11 protein-coding genes are annotated in these 13,633 nt (G+C 53.2%); 7 read left to right on the top strand and 4 right to left on the bottom strand.

The genetic code is table 11. The features are described 5' to 3' along the window. Positions 1-8: 8 nt before the first annotated feature. Both ACFO9Q_RS18450 and ACFO9Q_RS18445 read right to left on the bottom strand, forming a co-directional pair. Entirely contained in the window at positions 9-848 is an 840-nt protein-coding gene (locus ACFO9Q_RS18450) for a sugar phosphate isomerase/epimerase family protein (RefSeq protein WP_379184804.1), read from the bottom strand. 96 nt (positions 849-944) lie between these two features. Next, positions 945-1,787 (bottom strand): AraC family transcriptional regulator, encoded by an 843-nt coding sequence (locus tag ACFO9Q_RS18445; RefSeq protein ID WP_379184802.1) that lies wholly within the window; start codon positions 1,785-1,787, stop codon positions 945-947. A 175-nt stretch (positions 1,788-1,962) separates the two neighbouring features. Between ACFO9Q_RS18445 and ACFO9Q_RS18440 the strand changes: the two genes are divergently transcribed. Next, positions 1,963-2,853, top strand: a complete 891-nt coding sequence (locus ACFO9Q_RS18440; RefSeq protein WP_379184800.1) for a sugar phosphate isomerase/epimerase family protein — start codon at positions 1,963-1,965, stop codon at positions 2,851-2,853. A gap of 178 nt (positions 2,854-3,031) precedes the next feature. Here the strand turns inward: ACFO9Q_RS18440 and ACFO9Q_RS18435 are convergent, their stop codons facing one another. Beyond that, positions 3,032-3,898: a helix-turn-helix domain-containing protein gene (locus ACFO9Q_RS18435; RefSeq protein WP_379184797.1), complete on the bottom strand. Its 867-nt coding sequence runs from the start codon at positions 3,896-3,898 to the stop codon at positions 3,032-3,034. 119 nt (positions 3,899-4,017) lie between these two features. On the opposite strand from ACFO9Q_RS18435, the gene ACFO9Q_RS18430 reads away from it, so the two are divergent. Further along, entirely contained in the window at positions 4,018-5,700 is a 1,683-nt protein-coding gene (locus ACFO9Q_RS18430) for an acyltransferase (RefSeq protein ID WP_379184795.1), read from the top strand. 183 nt (positions 5,701-5,883) lie between these two features. Here ACFO9Q_RS18430 and ACFO9Q_RS18425 read toward each other — a convergent pair whose 3' ends face one another. Continuing rightward, entirely contained in the window at positions 5,884-6,186 is a 303-nt protein-coding gene (locus tag ACFO9Q_RS18425) for a 4a-hydroxytetrahydrobiopterin dehydratase (RefSeq protein ID WP_379185011.1), read from the bottom strand. 192 nt (positions 6,187-6,378) lie between these two features. Between ACFO9Q_RS18425 and ACFO9Q_RS18420 the strand changes: the two genes are divergently transcribed. The 5 genes from ACFO9Q_RS18420 to ACFO9Q_RS18400 all read left to right on the top strand — a co-directional run bounded on the left by ACFO9Q_RS18420 (position 6,379) and on the right by ACFO9Q_RS18400 (position 13,618). Then, complete coding sequence (locus ACFO9Q_RS18420) at positions 6,379-8,784, top strand: AraC family transcriptional regulator (RefSeq protein WP_379184793.1); 2,406 nt, start codon at positions 6,379-6,381, stop codon at positions 8,782-8,784. Between the two features lie 169 nt (positions 8,785-8,953). Further along, a complete protein-coding gene (locus tag ACFO9Q_RS18415) occupies positions 8,954-10,618 on the top strand; it encodes an extracellular solute-binding protein (RefSeq protein WP_379184791.1) in 1,665 nt (554 codons plus the stop codon). A 60-nt stretch (positions 10,619-10,678) separates the two neighbouring features. Then, a complete protein-coding gene (locus tag ACFO9Q_RS18410) occupies positions 10,679-11,647 on the top strand; it encodes an ABC transporter permease (protein ID WP_379184789.1) in 969 nt (322 codons plus the stop codon). A 13-nt stretch (positions 11,648-11,660) separates the two neighbouring features. Continuing rightward, positions 11,661-12,542, top strand: coding sequence for a carbohydrate ABC transporter permease (locus ACFO9Q_RS18405; RefSeq protein WP_379184786.1), 882 nt, complete (start codon positions 11,661-11,663; stop codon positions 12,540-12,542). Positions 12,543-12,580: 38 nt separating this feature from the next. Beyond that, positions 12,581-13,618, top strand: a complete 1,038-nt coding sequence (locus ACFO9Q_RS18400; protein WP_379184783.1) for a zinc-binding dehydrogenase — start codon at positions 12,581-12,583, stop codon at positions 13,616-13,618. The last annotated feature ends 15 nt before the right edge of the window (positions 13,619-13,633 follow it).

Raw genomic sequence — 13,633 nt, 5'->3', positions numbered from 1 at the left:
GGTCTGCTTCACTCAGCAGCCAGCTCACTCATGAATTCTGTATATCTCGATATGACTTCTTCCGTGCTAATCGGGAGCTCTCGCAGCTCCGGCCGCCACTTCGGCTCCCACTCCAGAGAGTAATAGCCGTTGTAACCGCTGTCTTGCAAAATGGCAACGATTGAGGCAATAGGCAGCTGCCCCTCACCAGTCAGCGTATACTTCCAATCCAGCAGATCGGGATCGTGAGGGGGTACGCCATCCTTCAGATGCACATGCGCACAGGCTTCACCCAGCAGGCGAATGGTGACTTCTGGAGACTCTCCGAATTCATACGGATGGATAATGTCATACACGACCTTGCAATTGCTCCGGCCAATCTCATCCAGCAAGTGGCGCAGTACAGCGCCTGTCGAGAACTCATTATGTGTCTCAATCCATACTTCCACACCGCGAGGCAGCCCGTAGTCACAAGCCTCTCTCACCAGCTCGATAATTCTCTCCCGATTAAGCGGAAGCGGCGGAGCGCTTTTGTACTTGAAGTGGTTCCCCAGCATAATGCGTACACCCTTGGCACCAAGCGTCCCAGCGATGTCGATCGTCCGCTTGAGCTCCAGCAGCCTAGCTTCTTCATGATCCTCGGCGCCGCTGAACCGTACCCTAGTGCCTATGTTGGTGACGGCAATGCCGGCCTCGCGGAACTGCCGGGAAGCTGCTTCAAGCTCTTCTTGGCTAGTCTCCAGAGTGATGGCATAGTTGGCATCCTCCTTCAGCTCAATGCCGGTATAGCCGTTCTCCAAGCAGCATCCAATGAGCTTCTGAACCGTCCAGCCTTCGCAAGGAAGGGTACTGTAGGCTAGCTTTAACATAGACAAGCAGACCTCCATCTCAGTGACTTTACATCACTATACATGGAGGCCAGCTTGAATACATGCACGATTTTGAGAACCTTTTTTGCGCTTTTTTCAGGTAGCGTCTGCTCCTTGGCGCCGATAACGAAGCGGGCTGAGCCCCGTTGCCTTCTTGAATGTCCTTGTGAAGTGGCTCACATTGTTGAAGCCGCAATCGAAGCAGACCTCCATCACACTCTTGTTCGTCAGCTGGAGCAGCTGGGCCGCCTTGCGAATCCGCAGCTCATTGACATACTGAACGAAGGGCTGGCCCATGAGCACCTTGAACATATAGCTGAAGTAAGTCGGAGACATAGCGGCCAGATGGGCTACCTCCTCCAGCTGCAGCTGTTCGATATAGTTGTTGTCTATGTAGCGAACAGCCTCGTAGAACTTCTCCCTGCCCGCTTGCCCTGGTTCAGATCGTTCATGGCCAGTCCGGGAGCTCTCGCGGAAAATCGTAACAAGCAAGCGGATCAGATCCGCCTTAATAAGCTGCCGATAACCCGGTTCTTGGCGTTCATGCTCCTGCTTCATGCTCGTAATTAACTGCTCCACCAGCACCTGACTGTGCGGAGAGGCAGCGATTTTGGGAAAAAGCGTGGTGTCTTGGAGCATCTCATCTTGTTCCAGGACGATAGGCATAAAGTCGATCTGCACCATACTGACTCTCTCTTCTTGGTAAGACTCGAATCGGTGAGGAATGAAGGGCGGGATGGCGAGCATGTCCCCCTTGGTCATCAAGTACGCCTGCTCTCCGACATAATGCATACAAGCTCCGCGCAGCAGATAGCAAACCTGGAAGTGCTCGTGGGCGTGATAGGCTAGATTAAGCGTCGATTCGTTCGGAAATTCCAGCTTGAACGGGAAGTCGATATCCATGAAGTCCTGATAATAGTAGATCTGAGGCTTCTCCAACTTATTCTCACATCCCCTGACGGTGAATCGTCTATACCTCTCATTCTATCGCAACTACAGAAGATCACAAGATCAGACAATTAATGCACAAGATTAGGTAGAGCCTGCCGCAGGATGGCCGGTCTATAATGCAGGTAGCATGACTACAGCTACTTGGCAGGAGTGAGAGGATAAGATGAGCAAGCTTAGAATTGGAACATTAGTTAACGGCGGTAACGCGGTGAAGGTCATTCCGCAGATCCTTCCTTATGGCTTCGAGTCCTTCGGTATTACGTATTGGCAGAGCACGGGCAGCTGGGATCTAGAGGAGACAGGCAAGAGGGTTCGGGACTTGTTGGCCGAACAGGGAGCAGACGCCATCATCTCCCATATTGGAGTATTCGGCAACCCGCTTACAGGGGCTGGAGACAATAAGGATACACTTGCAAGCTGGGAGCGCCTCATTGACAAAGCCCATCACTTCGGGACAGATCTTGTAACCGGATTCACTGGACGCATAACGGACGCACCTATTGAAGAATCGATCCCCCGGTTCAAGGAAGTATTCGGGGAGCTGTCGCGCAGAGCAGCAGACCGCGGAGTACGCATCGCCTTCGAGAACTGCGATATGGGCGGAACCTGGAACCGTGGAGACTGGAATATTGCACATGGTCCCACAGCTTGGGAGCTGATGTTCGACGCGCTGCCGGCGGACAATCTAGGCTTGCAGTGGGAGCCTTGCCACCAGATGGTCAGCTTAATCGATCCCATACCGCAGCTGCGCAAGTGGGTGGGGAAGATTATGAACGTACATGGCAAGGATGCTACGATCGCGTGGGATATTGTGAAGGAGTACGGTATTCATGGGCCGAAGGAATTTGCCTGGCACCGCACACCGGGCTTCGGCGATACGAATTGGACCGACATCATCACCATCCTGCGCCAAGCCGGCTACCAAGGCACCATTGATATCGAAGGCTGGCATGATCCCGTCTACCGGGACGAGCTAGAGATGACCGGCCAGGTTCACGGGCTGAACTATCTGAAAAGATGCCGCGGCGGCGACTTCGTGCCGAACCCGGTGTAGGTGAGGGCCGGCGGCGCGGCCTCTCCCCATTGGGGAGGTGCAATAGGTGCACTTTTGCACCTATTGCCCGTCTGCTCCATGGCCCCTATTCTCGAACACTAGCACTCTCCCGCTAACCATTGGTTCACCCCCTCCAGGCAGCGACATGCTCCATACCAGCTGCCAGCATGCACTGGCACTACTGGACCCTCTCATCCGCTGGCGCCGTGTGCCGACTGCGATATTTACTCGGGGCTTCGCCGTTCATGCGCTTGAAGGCTGCGCTGAATTGATACTCGTCGCTGTAGCCTATTGCCTGAGCGATCGACCTCAGCGGCATATCGGTGTAGAGGAGCAGCCGCTTCGCACGCTCGTTACGCAAGTAGTTAATATAGGCCTTGGGAGAGCAGCCCCAGCGCTCCTGGAATCTGCGGCGAGCGTATGAGGCAGATAATCCAAGGCTCTCGCAGAGTTCCTGCTGATTCAGAGGCACAGCGTACTGCTCATCAAGCACTCGCTTATACTGCTCCAAGGCCTCAGTAGAGGTATTCTGTGCGCGCCCCTCTCGAATTGCTCCTCCCGAATCCGCCCCTTCTGCAAGGAACTCCAATAGCTTCACCTTCGTCCGCAACTCGCTTGGCGGATTGCCCGGTGACCATCCCTTCAGCAGCAGGTCAAATCTAGCGTTCATGAGTTGGAACAGCTGCCCCGTACACTTCAGATGGAAGGGGATGGGCAGCGGCTCGGTTAGTGATGTGATGGTCCATCCCCCTTCCCCGTAACCTGCCTCTCCTATATCCATCAGTATCATAATAATATGAAGCGGTTCATGTTCATCCGCCTCCATCGACAGCTGGACTCCAGGATGCAGATAGAATAAGCTGCCCTGCTCCGCCTCCACCGCCATTCCATTCCCCTGTGTGAAAATCCCCCGCCCCTCATGCACCCAGTACAAGGTATGGAGATTCGTACTGCGTCTTATTCCTTGCCAGCCTGCCTCACGATGCTCATCATGCAGCAGATGAATATGAATGGCCATTAGACTTAAGGCGTTTTTATCAACCAAGACGGATCACCACCTAGAAGCGATATTCACAAATGATGGATCTATTCTACCATTGGCTTAACCTCCACGTCTCTTCATAATGGGGATCAATAAGAACGCTCACAGAAGGAGGCATGAACATGTGGAACCTGCAAGCAAATAAGCAGCCTGCAGAGCAGTGGGAGGATTCCGAGCTGAACTATATGCCTTGGATTGAGCGATCCGAGCGGCAACGCGAGGAACAGGCTGCATGGCAACAAGCTCTCTGCAACAGGTACGATATTCACATCGGGGAACATTGCTATATCTCACCATTAGCGGCAGTCTTCCCGGACACGCTACGTATGGGGGACCGCAGCTTCATTGCAGCAGGGGCCATCGTTCGCAATACAGACCTGACGCTGGGGGCAGACTGCTCTGTCAACGCCTATGCGGTTATCGCCGGGAAGGTGACGATTGGCAGTGGAGTTCGAATCGCTTCCCATGCCGTTATTATGGGGTTCAACCATGGCATAGAAGAAGTGGATACGCCGATCTACAAGCAGCCTTGTACTTCGAAGGGAATTACAATCGAGGATGATGTGTGGATTGGAGCAGGCGTCACGATTGTCGATGGGGTCACCATTGGAGCGCATAGTGTCATAGCCGGCGGGGCTGTCGTTACGAAGCCTATCCCGCCCTATTCCATCGCAGGAGGCAATCCGGCTAAGGTTATCCGAAGCCGTCTTGGCCGCACAAGCTCCTCCGCCTCTGGCTCTCCCCGCCTGACTGAGAAGCTGTCTGCCTTCGGTGGGGCGGTGAAGGGACAGATGGAGACTCTTCTGACCAGTTATATAGAGAATAGAGACGGCGAATACACCTATGTGAATCATGGCGGCGGCCCTCGCACGCTGCGGGCTTGGTGTGACGCTGTAGAGCTGGCTGCTCTGTTCGGAGCATCTCCCCCAGGCTTCAGCAGAGAGGAGATTATCTCTCGATTAGGTAACGCCCAAGACCCCGAGACCGGCCTTATCCCCGATCCTTGGCATCTCCCAGACCCGGTTACCAACGAGCCCGCCAGACTGTCGGACCATCTGTCACGCTATCACTTGCTTGCAGTCGGCTATGCACTGGAGACACTTGGCGAATCATTGCCTCACCCTGTGTCCGTCATCCAGCAGATGACAGCTGAGCAGCTGTACGAGCAGTTGAACACGCTGCCCTGGTCCACCAATGCTTGGGGCTGCGGAGACTGGATCGATGGGTATGCGACTGGCTTATACCATAATATTCGTCATCATGGATCTATGCAGCGTCCAGATGCACTCTTCGGATGGCTGCTGACCCATGCTGATCCAGCCAGCGGAATGTGGGGCAGCCCTACGCCGGAGCAGCAATGGCTTCAGCCGGTTAACGGTTTTTATCGTCTGACGAGGGCGACGTATGCGCAGTTCGGTATGCCGCTTCCTTACCCGGAAGCGGCGATTGATACCGTGCTGCGACATACTCGGAATAAGAACTTCTTCCGTGAGGGTGCTGGGAATGCCTGCAATGTACTAGATGTGATTCATCCCCTGTGGCTGTGCAGGAAGCAGACGGATTATCGCCGAGAGGAGGCTATCACGTGGGCTGAAGCACAGATTGAGCGGGTGTTAAGGCATTGGAAGCCTAACCGCGGCTTCAGCTTCGAGCTGGAGCCAGGCTATCCTACAGGTCTCATGGGCACGGAGATGTGGTTGTCCATACTCTATCTCCTTGCCGATCTGTGCGGCTGCAGCACCAGTCTGGGCTATGTGCCTCAGGGTGTCCATCGTCCGCAGCCTGCTATGCTGCTCACCATATAATGAGATGTGGGTGCGGCTGTCCCGCTGACTTGGGGTGCGGAATAGGGTGTACTTGTGCACCCTATTCCGCTCGTCGCCCCCGAACGCTCGGCAACCTGGTGCACTTCTGCACCATATCTCGCATCACACCCGCCGCGAGCTCCTAATTAGCTGCAATTATGAACCTGCTTCCTCCCCAATGAATCATTCCAGTCCTTCCCTACCTAGTAAGTAAGCCTCGTCGAACGCATCAGCCGCCGCGAAGTCTAGAGGCGTCAGTCCTCCTGCATGCCATGACGTCATGCGCACGGTAACCAGCTTGTAATCAATTGCAATGAATGGATGATGGTTCAGCCTCTCCGACTCCTCCGCGATTCGGTTGACGAAGGCCACAGCGTCCATGAATTCACGGAAGCGATATTGGCTCACGATCCACTTCTCTCCCTCCCGCTTCCACCCCCTCCGCTTGTCCAATTCCACCGCCACTTGCTCCTCTGTCAGCTTCACGTGCAACTTATTCACTCCCTTATGTTATTCGCTATGTTATCTATGATATCATGGAAATAATACGCTTACATAGAACTTGGCTGCCCTATATCACTATAGCATCAGATTCTCATGCTTCGGTCCGGCAGAGAGACGAGCCGCGCTGCGGGCCGTGCATATCTTGTATCCTTATGCTCTAGGAGGAAGTGCGGAATGTTAACCAAGCTCAAAAGAATGTTACGATTCAACCGGCGAAGCGTCCTCACCACCTGGCTTCTCTCCTATATGGCTGTCCTCCTGCTCCCCATCATCATGAGTATTATCGTCTACCATCAGTCCAGCAGAGCTCTTAACCATGAGATTCATGCAGCGAACAGCTCGCTCTTGAAGCAGGTTCGTGAGATTATGGACAGCCAATTCCAAGCGATGGAGCGGCTGAACTTCGAGCTGAGCTGGAATGTGAAGATCAAGGAGCTGCTTGATTCCTACAAGTATCAGAAGTTCCCGAACGAATTCCAATATGACCTGTACAAAATCACCCGAGATCTCATCACCTACCGAAATTCCTACTCCATGGTCGACCTATTCTATGTCTATATGGCATCCTCCAATATTGTCATGCAGGCCGATACGTATCGTGACAGCCGATTCGCCTATGAGCTGCTGCACCGAGATTCCTCGCTCACCTATGAAGAATGGCAGGCTATTATGAAGGGCAGCCACAAGGGCAGCTTCATTCCAATGGTTCGCTTAGGGCCTGATAACAAGCCTGTCAAGAGCATTGCTTATATTAGTTCCTATCCTAACGCCTTCGGCGACAAGCCCATTGGTACGAATGTCATTATGATGGACCAATCCCGCATACTTGGCGCAATTCGCAATGTGGAGCACTTCAATCAAGGACATGTTATGATACTGAACCATAATCAAGAGGTGCTGGTATCCTCCAGCACGAAGCCGCTTCCGGCAGCTTTTCCCTACAGGGAGCTGAACAACACCAATGGCAGCGTCCAGTGGACGTATGCGGGCGAGACCTTCGAGGTATCCTCTATCTACTCCTCGAAGTCCAAGCTCCATTATGTGTCCATCATCCCCAGCCGCTTAGTCTGGGAGAAGGCCGAGCGGATACGCAGCTTCACCTATGCTAGCATTGCGATCTCACTGCTTGGCGGTATCATGCTGACTGCCGCCTTCCTCTGGATGAACTACCATCCCGTCAGGCAGCTCGTTCAGTCGTTCGCTAGGCAGCATAGAGACGGGGAAGATAGACGGGGCACGAATGAATTCCATTATCTTCAGGATTCCATTAATCAGACTCTTATGGAGATGGATCGCATTCAGCTGACTCAGCAGCAGCAGCGGCATATTCTTCGGTCCAACTTCATGACGCGGCTGCTGAAGGGGAAGCTGGACAATCAACTGCCTGTGGAGGAGAGCCTAGAAGCCTTCCAGATGACCTTCCATTCCGACAGCTTCGCCGTTATTCTGCTCTATATGGAGTCTAACAGCGCATTCATGGAGCGTATTCCGAACACTGGGATGGATGAGAGCGGCAAGCTTCACTTCCTGCACTTCATTATCTCGAACGTCGTCGAAGAGATGGCTGGACAAGGGGGCCATAGAGGGTACGTCACGGAGGTGGACAATACGCTAGCCTGCCTAGTCAATCTCTCACCTGAAGTGCCGTCTGAGTGCCATTCCGAGCAATTAACCGCTATGGCCCGCCAGTCACAAGCCTTCTTAGCCAAGGAATACCATATTCATCTGACCTTATCCCTCTCCCGGGTACACCGCGCCTTCCCGGGCATCTCCGCTGCCTATTCCGAGGCCATTGACGCCATGGAATATAAGCTGATTAAGGGAAGCAAGGAGATTCTGTCCTATGAAGCCATCTACCTGAAGGAAGGACAGGCAGAGAACAATTCTGGCTACTATTATCCGCTCCAGGTTGAGCAGCAGCTCATGAATTATATGAAGGTTGGCGACTTCACGCTGGCACGTGAGACATTATGCACCATTATAGAACGGAACTTCAGCAAGCCTGGGGTATCCATTCCGATCGCGCGCTGCCTCATGCTGAATCTGGCCTCCACGATGATTAAGACAATTAATGAGCTAGGTGATGCTCAGGACAGCTTCCTCATGCAGAATCCGAAGCGAATTGAGCGGCTCATCGCTTGTGAGACCGTTCAAGAGATGCAGGAGCAGATGACCGCCCTGCTTCACAAGGTATGTGAGTATACGGCCTGCAAGAGACAGAGCCATATGGAACAGAACAGACAGCGGGGACTGGATGAATTAACTGCGAGTGTTAGCCGTTACATTGAGGACAATTATGCAGACCCCAATCTGAATGTGACGACGATTGGTCTTCATTACAACCTTAAGCCCACCTACTTGTCCAAGCTGTTCAAGGACCATACAGGCGAAGCACTGCTTGATTGCATTAACCGGCGAAGAATGGATGCAGCGAAGCTGCTGCTGCAGGCTGAACGTTCGAAGAGCATTGGCGATATCTCTCAAGAGGTCGGCTATGGCGATGTGAACTCCTTCATCCGCGCATTCAAGAGATATGAAGGCATAACCCCCGGCAAGTATAAGGAGACGCTCTTAGAATAGATAATGCAGATGGCATTGGAGATATTGTAGATGCTTCAGATGCAAACTGTCGACGCAATTGGAGATATTGCGAATAGTCATTATGTAAGCGCTAACCTATAGTGGACCTAGGAGCTGACAGCTCTCACATCCCGTCACAAGGATAGATATTGAAGGAGGTCTTCTGCCCATGGTTGTCGTTAACCCTAAGAGAAAAAACTGGTTCTCCGCTGTACTCGCCTTACTAATCTTATCTACTATATTGATGGCTTGCTCCAGCAATGGAGGGAATGAAGCAACCAATGCCGAGTCGACTAAAGCGCCTGACAACGGAGCGGCCGCTCCGGAAGAGAACGGTTCAACGTATCCTATTAAGTCAGATAAGACCTTAACGTATTGGGGTGAATTCCCCGGTAATCTCGTTGGCATCAAGTCCGCCCACGAAGAAGTTCCCTTCTACCAGGAATGGCAGAATCGTACGGGTGTCAAGGTGAAGTTCACGGCACCGCCAGCCAACCAGACGAAGGAAGCCCTGAATGTGATGCTCGCCTCAGGCGAGCTGCCGGACATGATTGAGTACAGCTTCCTCGGGTTCCCGGGAGGCCCAGAGAAAGCGATTAAGGACGGCTATATCCTGCGCCTTAACGACTATATGGAGAAGTATGCTCCGAATCTCGTGAAGTACCTCAAGGCTAATCCTGAGATAGACAAGGCCATCAAGACGGACAACGGCAGCTACTATGCCTTCCCGTTCATCCGCGGCGATGAATCGCTCATGACCTTCCAGGGTCCGATTGTAAGACAGGACTGGCTGGATGAGCTAGGGCTTCCTGTCCCTGAGACCATCGATGAATGGACGGCCACGCTAAGGGCCTTCAAGGAGAAAAAAGGCGCAGCAGCTCCCTTCGCCGTCAACAGCAAGCCGCGTGTATTCAATGATCTCGGCAACGGAGCATTCGCAGGAGCCTTCGGGGTTACTCGGAACTTCTTCATCAGCAATGATGGAGACATTAAGTTCGGCCCTGCTGAGCCTGGCTTCAAGGAATTCCTCTCCCTGTTCCGCAACTGGTATGCTGAAGGACTCATTGATAAGAACCTGGCCACCGCAGACGGCAAGGCTATGGATGCTAATATTGCCTCTGGCGCGACAGGAGCAACCGTCGGGAATGCCGGAGGAGGCATCGGCAAGTGGCAGCCTCTAGTTACGAGCAACAACCCTGACGGTATACTTGCTCCAGCTCCATACCCTGTCCTGAAGAAGGGCGATACGCCAATGTTCGGGCAGAAGGATCCTGCCTATACACCATACGGCATGGTTGCCATAACGGCTAACTCCAAGAACATCGAGCTGGCCATGAAGGTACTCGATTACGGCTACAGTGATGAAGGCCATATGTACTTCAACTTCGGCCAGGAAGGCGTCAGCTACACGATGGAAGGCGATTATCCGAAGTATACCGACCTGCTCTTGAAGAATCCTGACAAGCTCGCGCCGGCGCAAGCGATGTCTCTCTACATTCGCGCCAACTATTCCGGACCGTTCGTCCAAGACAAGCGCTATATCGAGCAATACTTGCAGCTGCAGACTCAGCGTGATGCCATTGGAATCTGGTCCAAGACCGATATGGATAAGCATCAGATGCCGCCGGTGACCCCAACAGTTGAAGAGAGCTCCGAGTATGCGAAGATTATGACGGATGTAGACACCCTTGTTGATGAGATGACGTTGAAGATCATACTAGGACTGGAGCCGCTGGATTCCTTCGAGAAATATGTAGAGAAGCTCAAATCGCTCAAGCTGGATCGTGCCATTGAGATTCAGAAAGCTGCTCTGGAGCGTTACAAAAATCGTTAAGCGCATGAAAAGTTCGGGGGAGTCCAGGCGGCTCCTCCGTCCTTCTAAGGAGGGATAGAGATGGCTCAATCGGTACCCGTAGCAGAGGCTAATCCACCTACAGTAACGAAAACGTCGGTCAGCTGGCAGAAACGGTTCGTCCGTGATTTTATACTGAACAAATACTTGTACGTCATGATGATTCCCGTCATTGCCTATTATGTCATCTTCCACTATGCACCCATGTATGGAGCAATCATCGCATTCAAGGACTACACACCGATGAAGGGAATTACCGGCAGCGACTGGGTCGGCCTGCAGCACTTCCGCGACTTCTTCGGGAGCTACTACTTCTGGCGGATACTGAAGAATACGTTCATCATCTCCCTCTATTCCTTGCTGTTCGAATTCCCTGCACCGATCCTGCTCGCGCTGCTGATCAATGAAGTTCGCAATCAGCTGTTCAAGCGTGTCGTCCAGACGATTACGTATATGCCCTACTTCATCTCTCTGGTCGTCATCTGCGGGCTCATCAAGGACTTCACGAATGCAGACGGTATGTTGAACTCGCTCCTCACCGCCTTCGGCTACGATGGGAAGGCGATGCTGGAGAAGCCTGAGCTGTTCCGAACGATCTATGTCTCCTCTGAGATCTGGCAGCGCATCGGCTGGGAATCCATCATCTACATTGCGGCGCTCATGTCCATTGACCAGGAACAGTACGAAGCAGCTAGAATGGACGGCGCCTCCCGGTTCAAGCAGATGCTTCACATTACGCTGCCGGGCATTCTGCCCGTCATTACCATTATGTTCATTCTTCGAATGGGGAGCATGCTTAACGTCGGCTTCGAGAAAATCATTCTCTTATACAACCCCGTCATCTACAATACGGCCGACGTCATCTCCTCCTTCGTCTATCGGAAGGGATTGCTCGAGTTCGGGTGGAGCTACAGCGCGGCTGTCGGACTGTTCAATTCCTTATTCAACCTTACGCTGCTCATAACAGCCAACTATATAAGCCGTAAAGTGAACGACAATAGTCTGTGGTAAGGAGGAATGCCGCATGAAGCAAGAGACTGGCCGATTAGACCGACTATTTGATTACTTGATACACGTTGTGCTGCTGCTGCTCGTTGCCGTCACGCTGTATCCGCTGCTCTATGTGCTGTTCGCCTCTGTAAGTGAAGCGAATCAGCTCGTCAGCCACAAGGGCTTCCTATGGAAGCCGTTAGGCTTCAGCCTTGAGGCTTATCTGAATGTATTTCGGAATCCCGGCATTCTAACCGGGTACAAGAATACCCTGTTTATTTTGTTTTTCGGCGTCATTCTTAACCTGACGATGACCTCGCTGGCTGCTTATGTTCTTTCTCGCAAAAATGTCATGTGGAATAAGCTGTTTATTTTCGTCATTGTGTTTACAATGTTTTTCAACGGGGGGCTTATTCCCATCTATCTCATCGTGAAGAATGTCGGGCTCGTTAATACACTGTGGGCTACCATTATTCCATTCGCCATCTCCACCTTCAACCTGATCATTATGCGGACAGCCTTCATGGCCGTGCCCGATTCTCTCGAGGAGTCGGCGAAGATGGACGGGGCGAACCACTTCACGATTCTGCTGCGCATCATTATTCCACTGTCTATGCCAGTCATCGCGGTCATGATTCTGTATTATGCGGTGGAGAAGTGGAACGGTTGGTTCTACGCCGCCGTCTTCATTCAAGATCGTGAGCTGTTCCCGCTGCAGCTGGTGCTTCGGGAGATACTCATTGCGAATGCAACGGACAGCATGTCCGGCGACGCCAGTGCTGGAGAGCGGTTCCAGGTCGGTGAGACGATCAAGTACGCCACGATCATGATTGCTACCGTTCCCATCCTGTGCGTCTATCCATTCGTGCAGAAGTACTTCGTTAAGGGCGTTATGGTTGGGGCGCTTAAGGGGTAGAGGTTACGGCCCATCCATGATATGTTAGAGGATGAGTAATGGAAATCTTATCTAACATCATGATGGAATGGGGAATCCTTGTGCAAGGTACAATGAAGGCCGTCAGGCTGAATGGATACGGCGGGGCATCAGATCTGGAGCTGGTGGAGACCGACATTCCACAGCTTGCGCCTGGGGAAGTGTTAATTAAGGTGCTGGCAAGCTCCATTAATCCTTCGGATCTTCTGTTCCTCGAAGGGAAGTACGGCGTGAAGCTGCCGCTGCCCTGCCTAGCCGGCGTGGAAGGCTCCGGCCTAGTCGTAGCGGCAGGCAGCGGCTTCGCTGCGCGGCGGCTGAAGGGCAAGCGGGTTACCTTCGCTTCGCAGAACTGCGGCGCTTGGGCCGAGTATGTGAACGTCAGCGCCTTAGGCTGTATCGTGCTTCCGGACAATGTGTCCGATGAGCAAGGGGCCGTCTTCTTCGTTAATCCGGCCAGCGCTTATGCGCTGCTGTCGATAACGAAGAAGAGCCGAGTGAAGGCGGTGGTACATACCGCCGGTGCAAGCGCACTGGGTAAGGTGCTCATCCAGCTGGCGAAGGGGATGGGAATTACGGTCATCAGCATCGTACGCCGGGAGGAGCAAGCGGAGACGCTGAAGCAGCTGGGGGAACAGCATGTGCTCGTCAGCACAGCAGCTGGCTTCGACGAGGAGCTGCAGGTGCGCTGCGCAGAGCTTGGAGCAGCTGTATGCTTCGACGCGGTCGGCGGTGAGCTTGCCGGGCGGGTCCTGACCGCTATGCCGGATGGTTCCACCCTCTACCAATACGGCCTGCTGTCAGGGGAGAAGACGACCGCCGATGCGGAAGATCTCGTATTCCACCGCAAGAGCATCCAAGGCTTCTGGATGTCGGACTGGGTGAAGTCTCAGTCTATTCTGAAGCTGCTAGCGATGCAGTCCACCTTGACGAAGCTCATTGGCAGCTCGATTCAGACCGATATTCATCGTCGCTTCCCGCTGGAGGAGGCGGCCGAGGCCGCCCACTATTACAGCAGCCACATGTCTGCCGGCAAGGTGCTTCTAGTGCCAGGGAAGTGAGCAGCCTGCTCGCTG

The organism is Paenibacillus sp. GCM10023252 (genome assembly GCF_042653305.1).
Classification (GTDB): Bacteria; Bacillota; Bacilli; order Paenibacillales; family Paenibacillaceae; genus Pristimantibacillus.
This window is presented reverse-complemented; position numbering and strand designations above follow the sequence as displayed.

Excerpts from the sequence above, each read along its gene's own strand:
- ACFO9Q_RS18450 (WP_379184804.1), bottom strand. The coding sequence starts at position 848 with ATGTTAAAGCTAGCCTACAGTACCCTTCCTTGCGAAGGCTGGACGGTT.
- ACFO9Q_RS18440 (WP_379184800.1), top strand. The coding sequence starts at position 1,963 with ATGAGCAAGCTTAGAATTGGAACATTAGTTAACGGCGGTAACGCGGTG.
- ACFO9Q_RS18430 (WP_379184795.1), top strand. The coding sequence starts at position 4,018 with ATGTGGAACCTGCAAGCAAATAAGCAGCCTGCAGAGCAGTGGGAGGAT.
- ACFO9Q_RS18420 (WP_379184793.1), top strand. The coding sequence starts at position 6,379 with ATGTTAACCAAGCTCAAAAGAATGTTACGATTCAACCGGCGAAGCGTC.
- ACFO9Q_RS18415 (WP_379184791.1), top strand. The coding sequence starts at position 8,954 with ATGGTTGTCGTTAACCCTAAGAGAAAAAACTGGTTCTCCGCTGTACTC.
- ACFO9Q_RS18410 (WP_379184789.1), top strand. The coding sequence starts at position 10,679 with ATGGCTCAATCGGTACCCGTAGCAGAGGCTAATCCACCTACAGTAACG.
- ACFO9Q_RS18405 (WP_379184786.1), top strand. The coding sequence starts at position 11,661 with ATGAAGCAAGAGACTGGCCGATTAGACCGACTATTTGATTACTTGATA.
- ACFO9Q_RS18400 (WP_379184783.1), top strand. The coding sequence starts at position 12,581 with ATGGAAATCTTATCTAACATCATGATGGAATGGGGAATCCTTGTGCAA.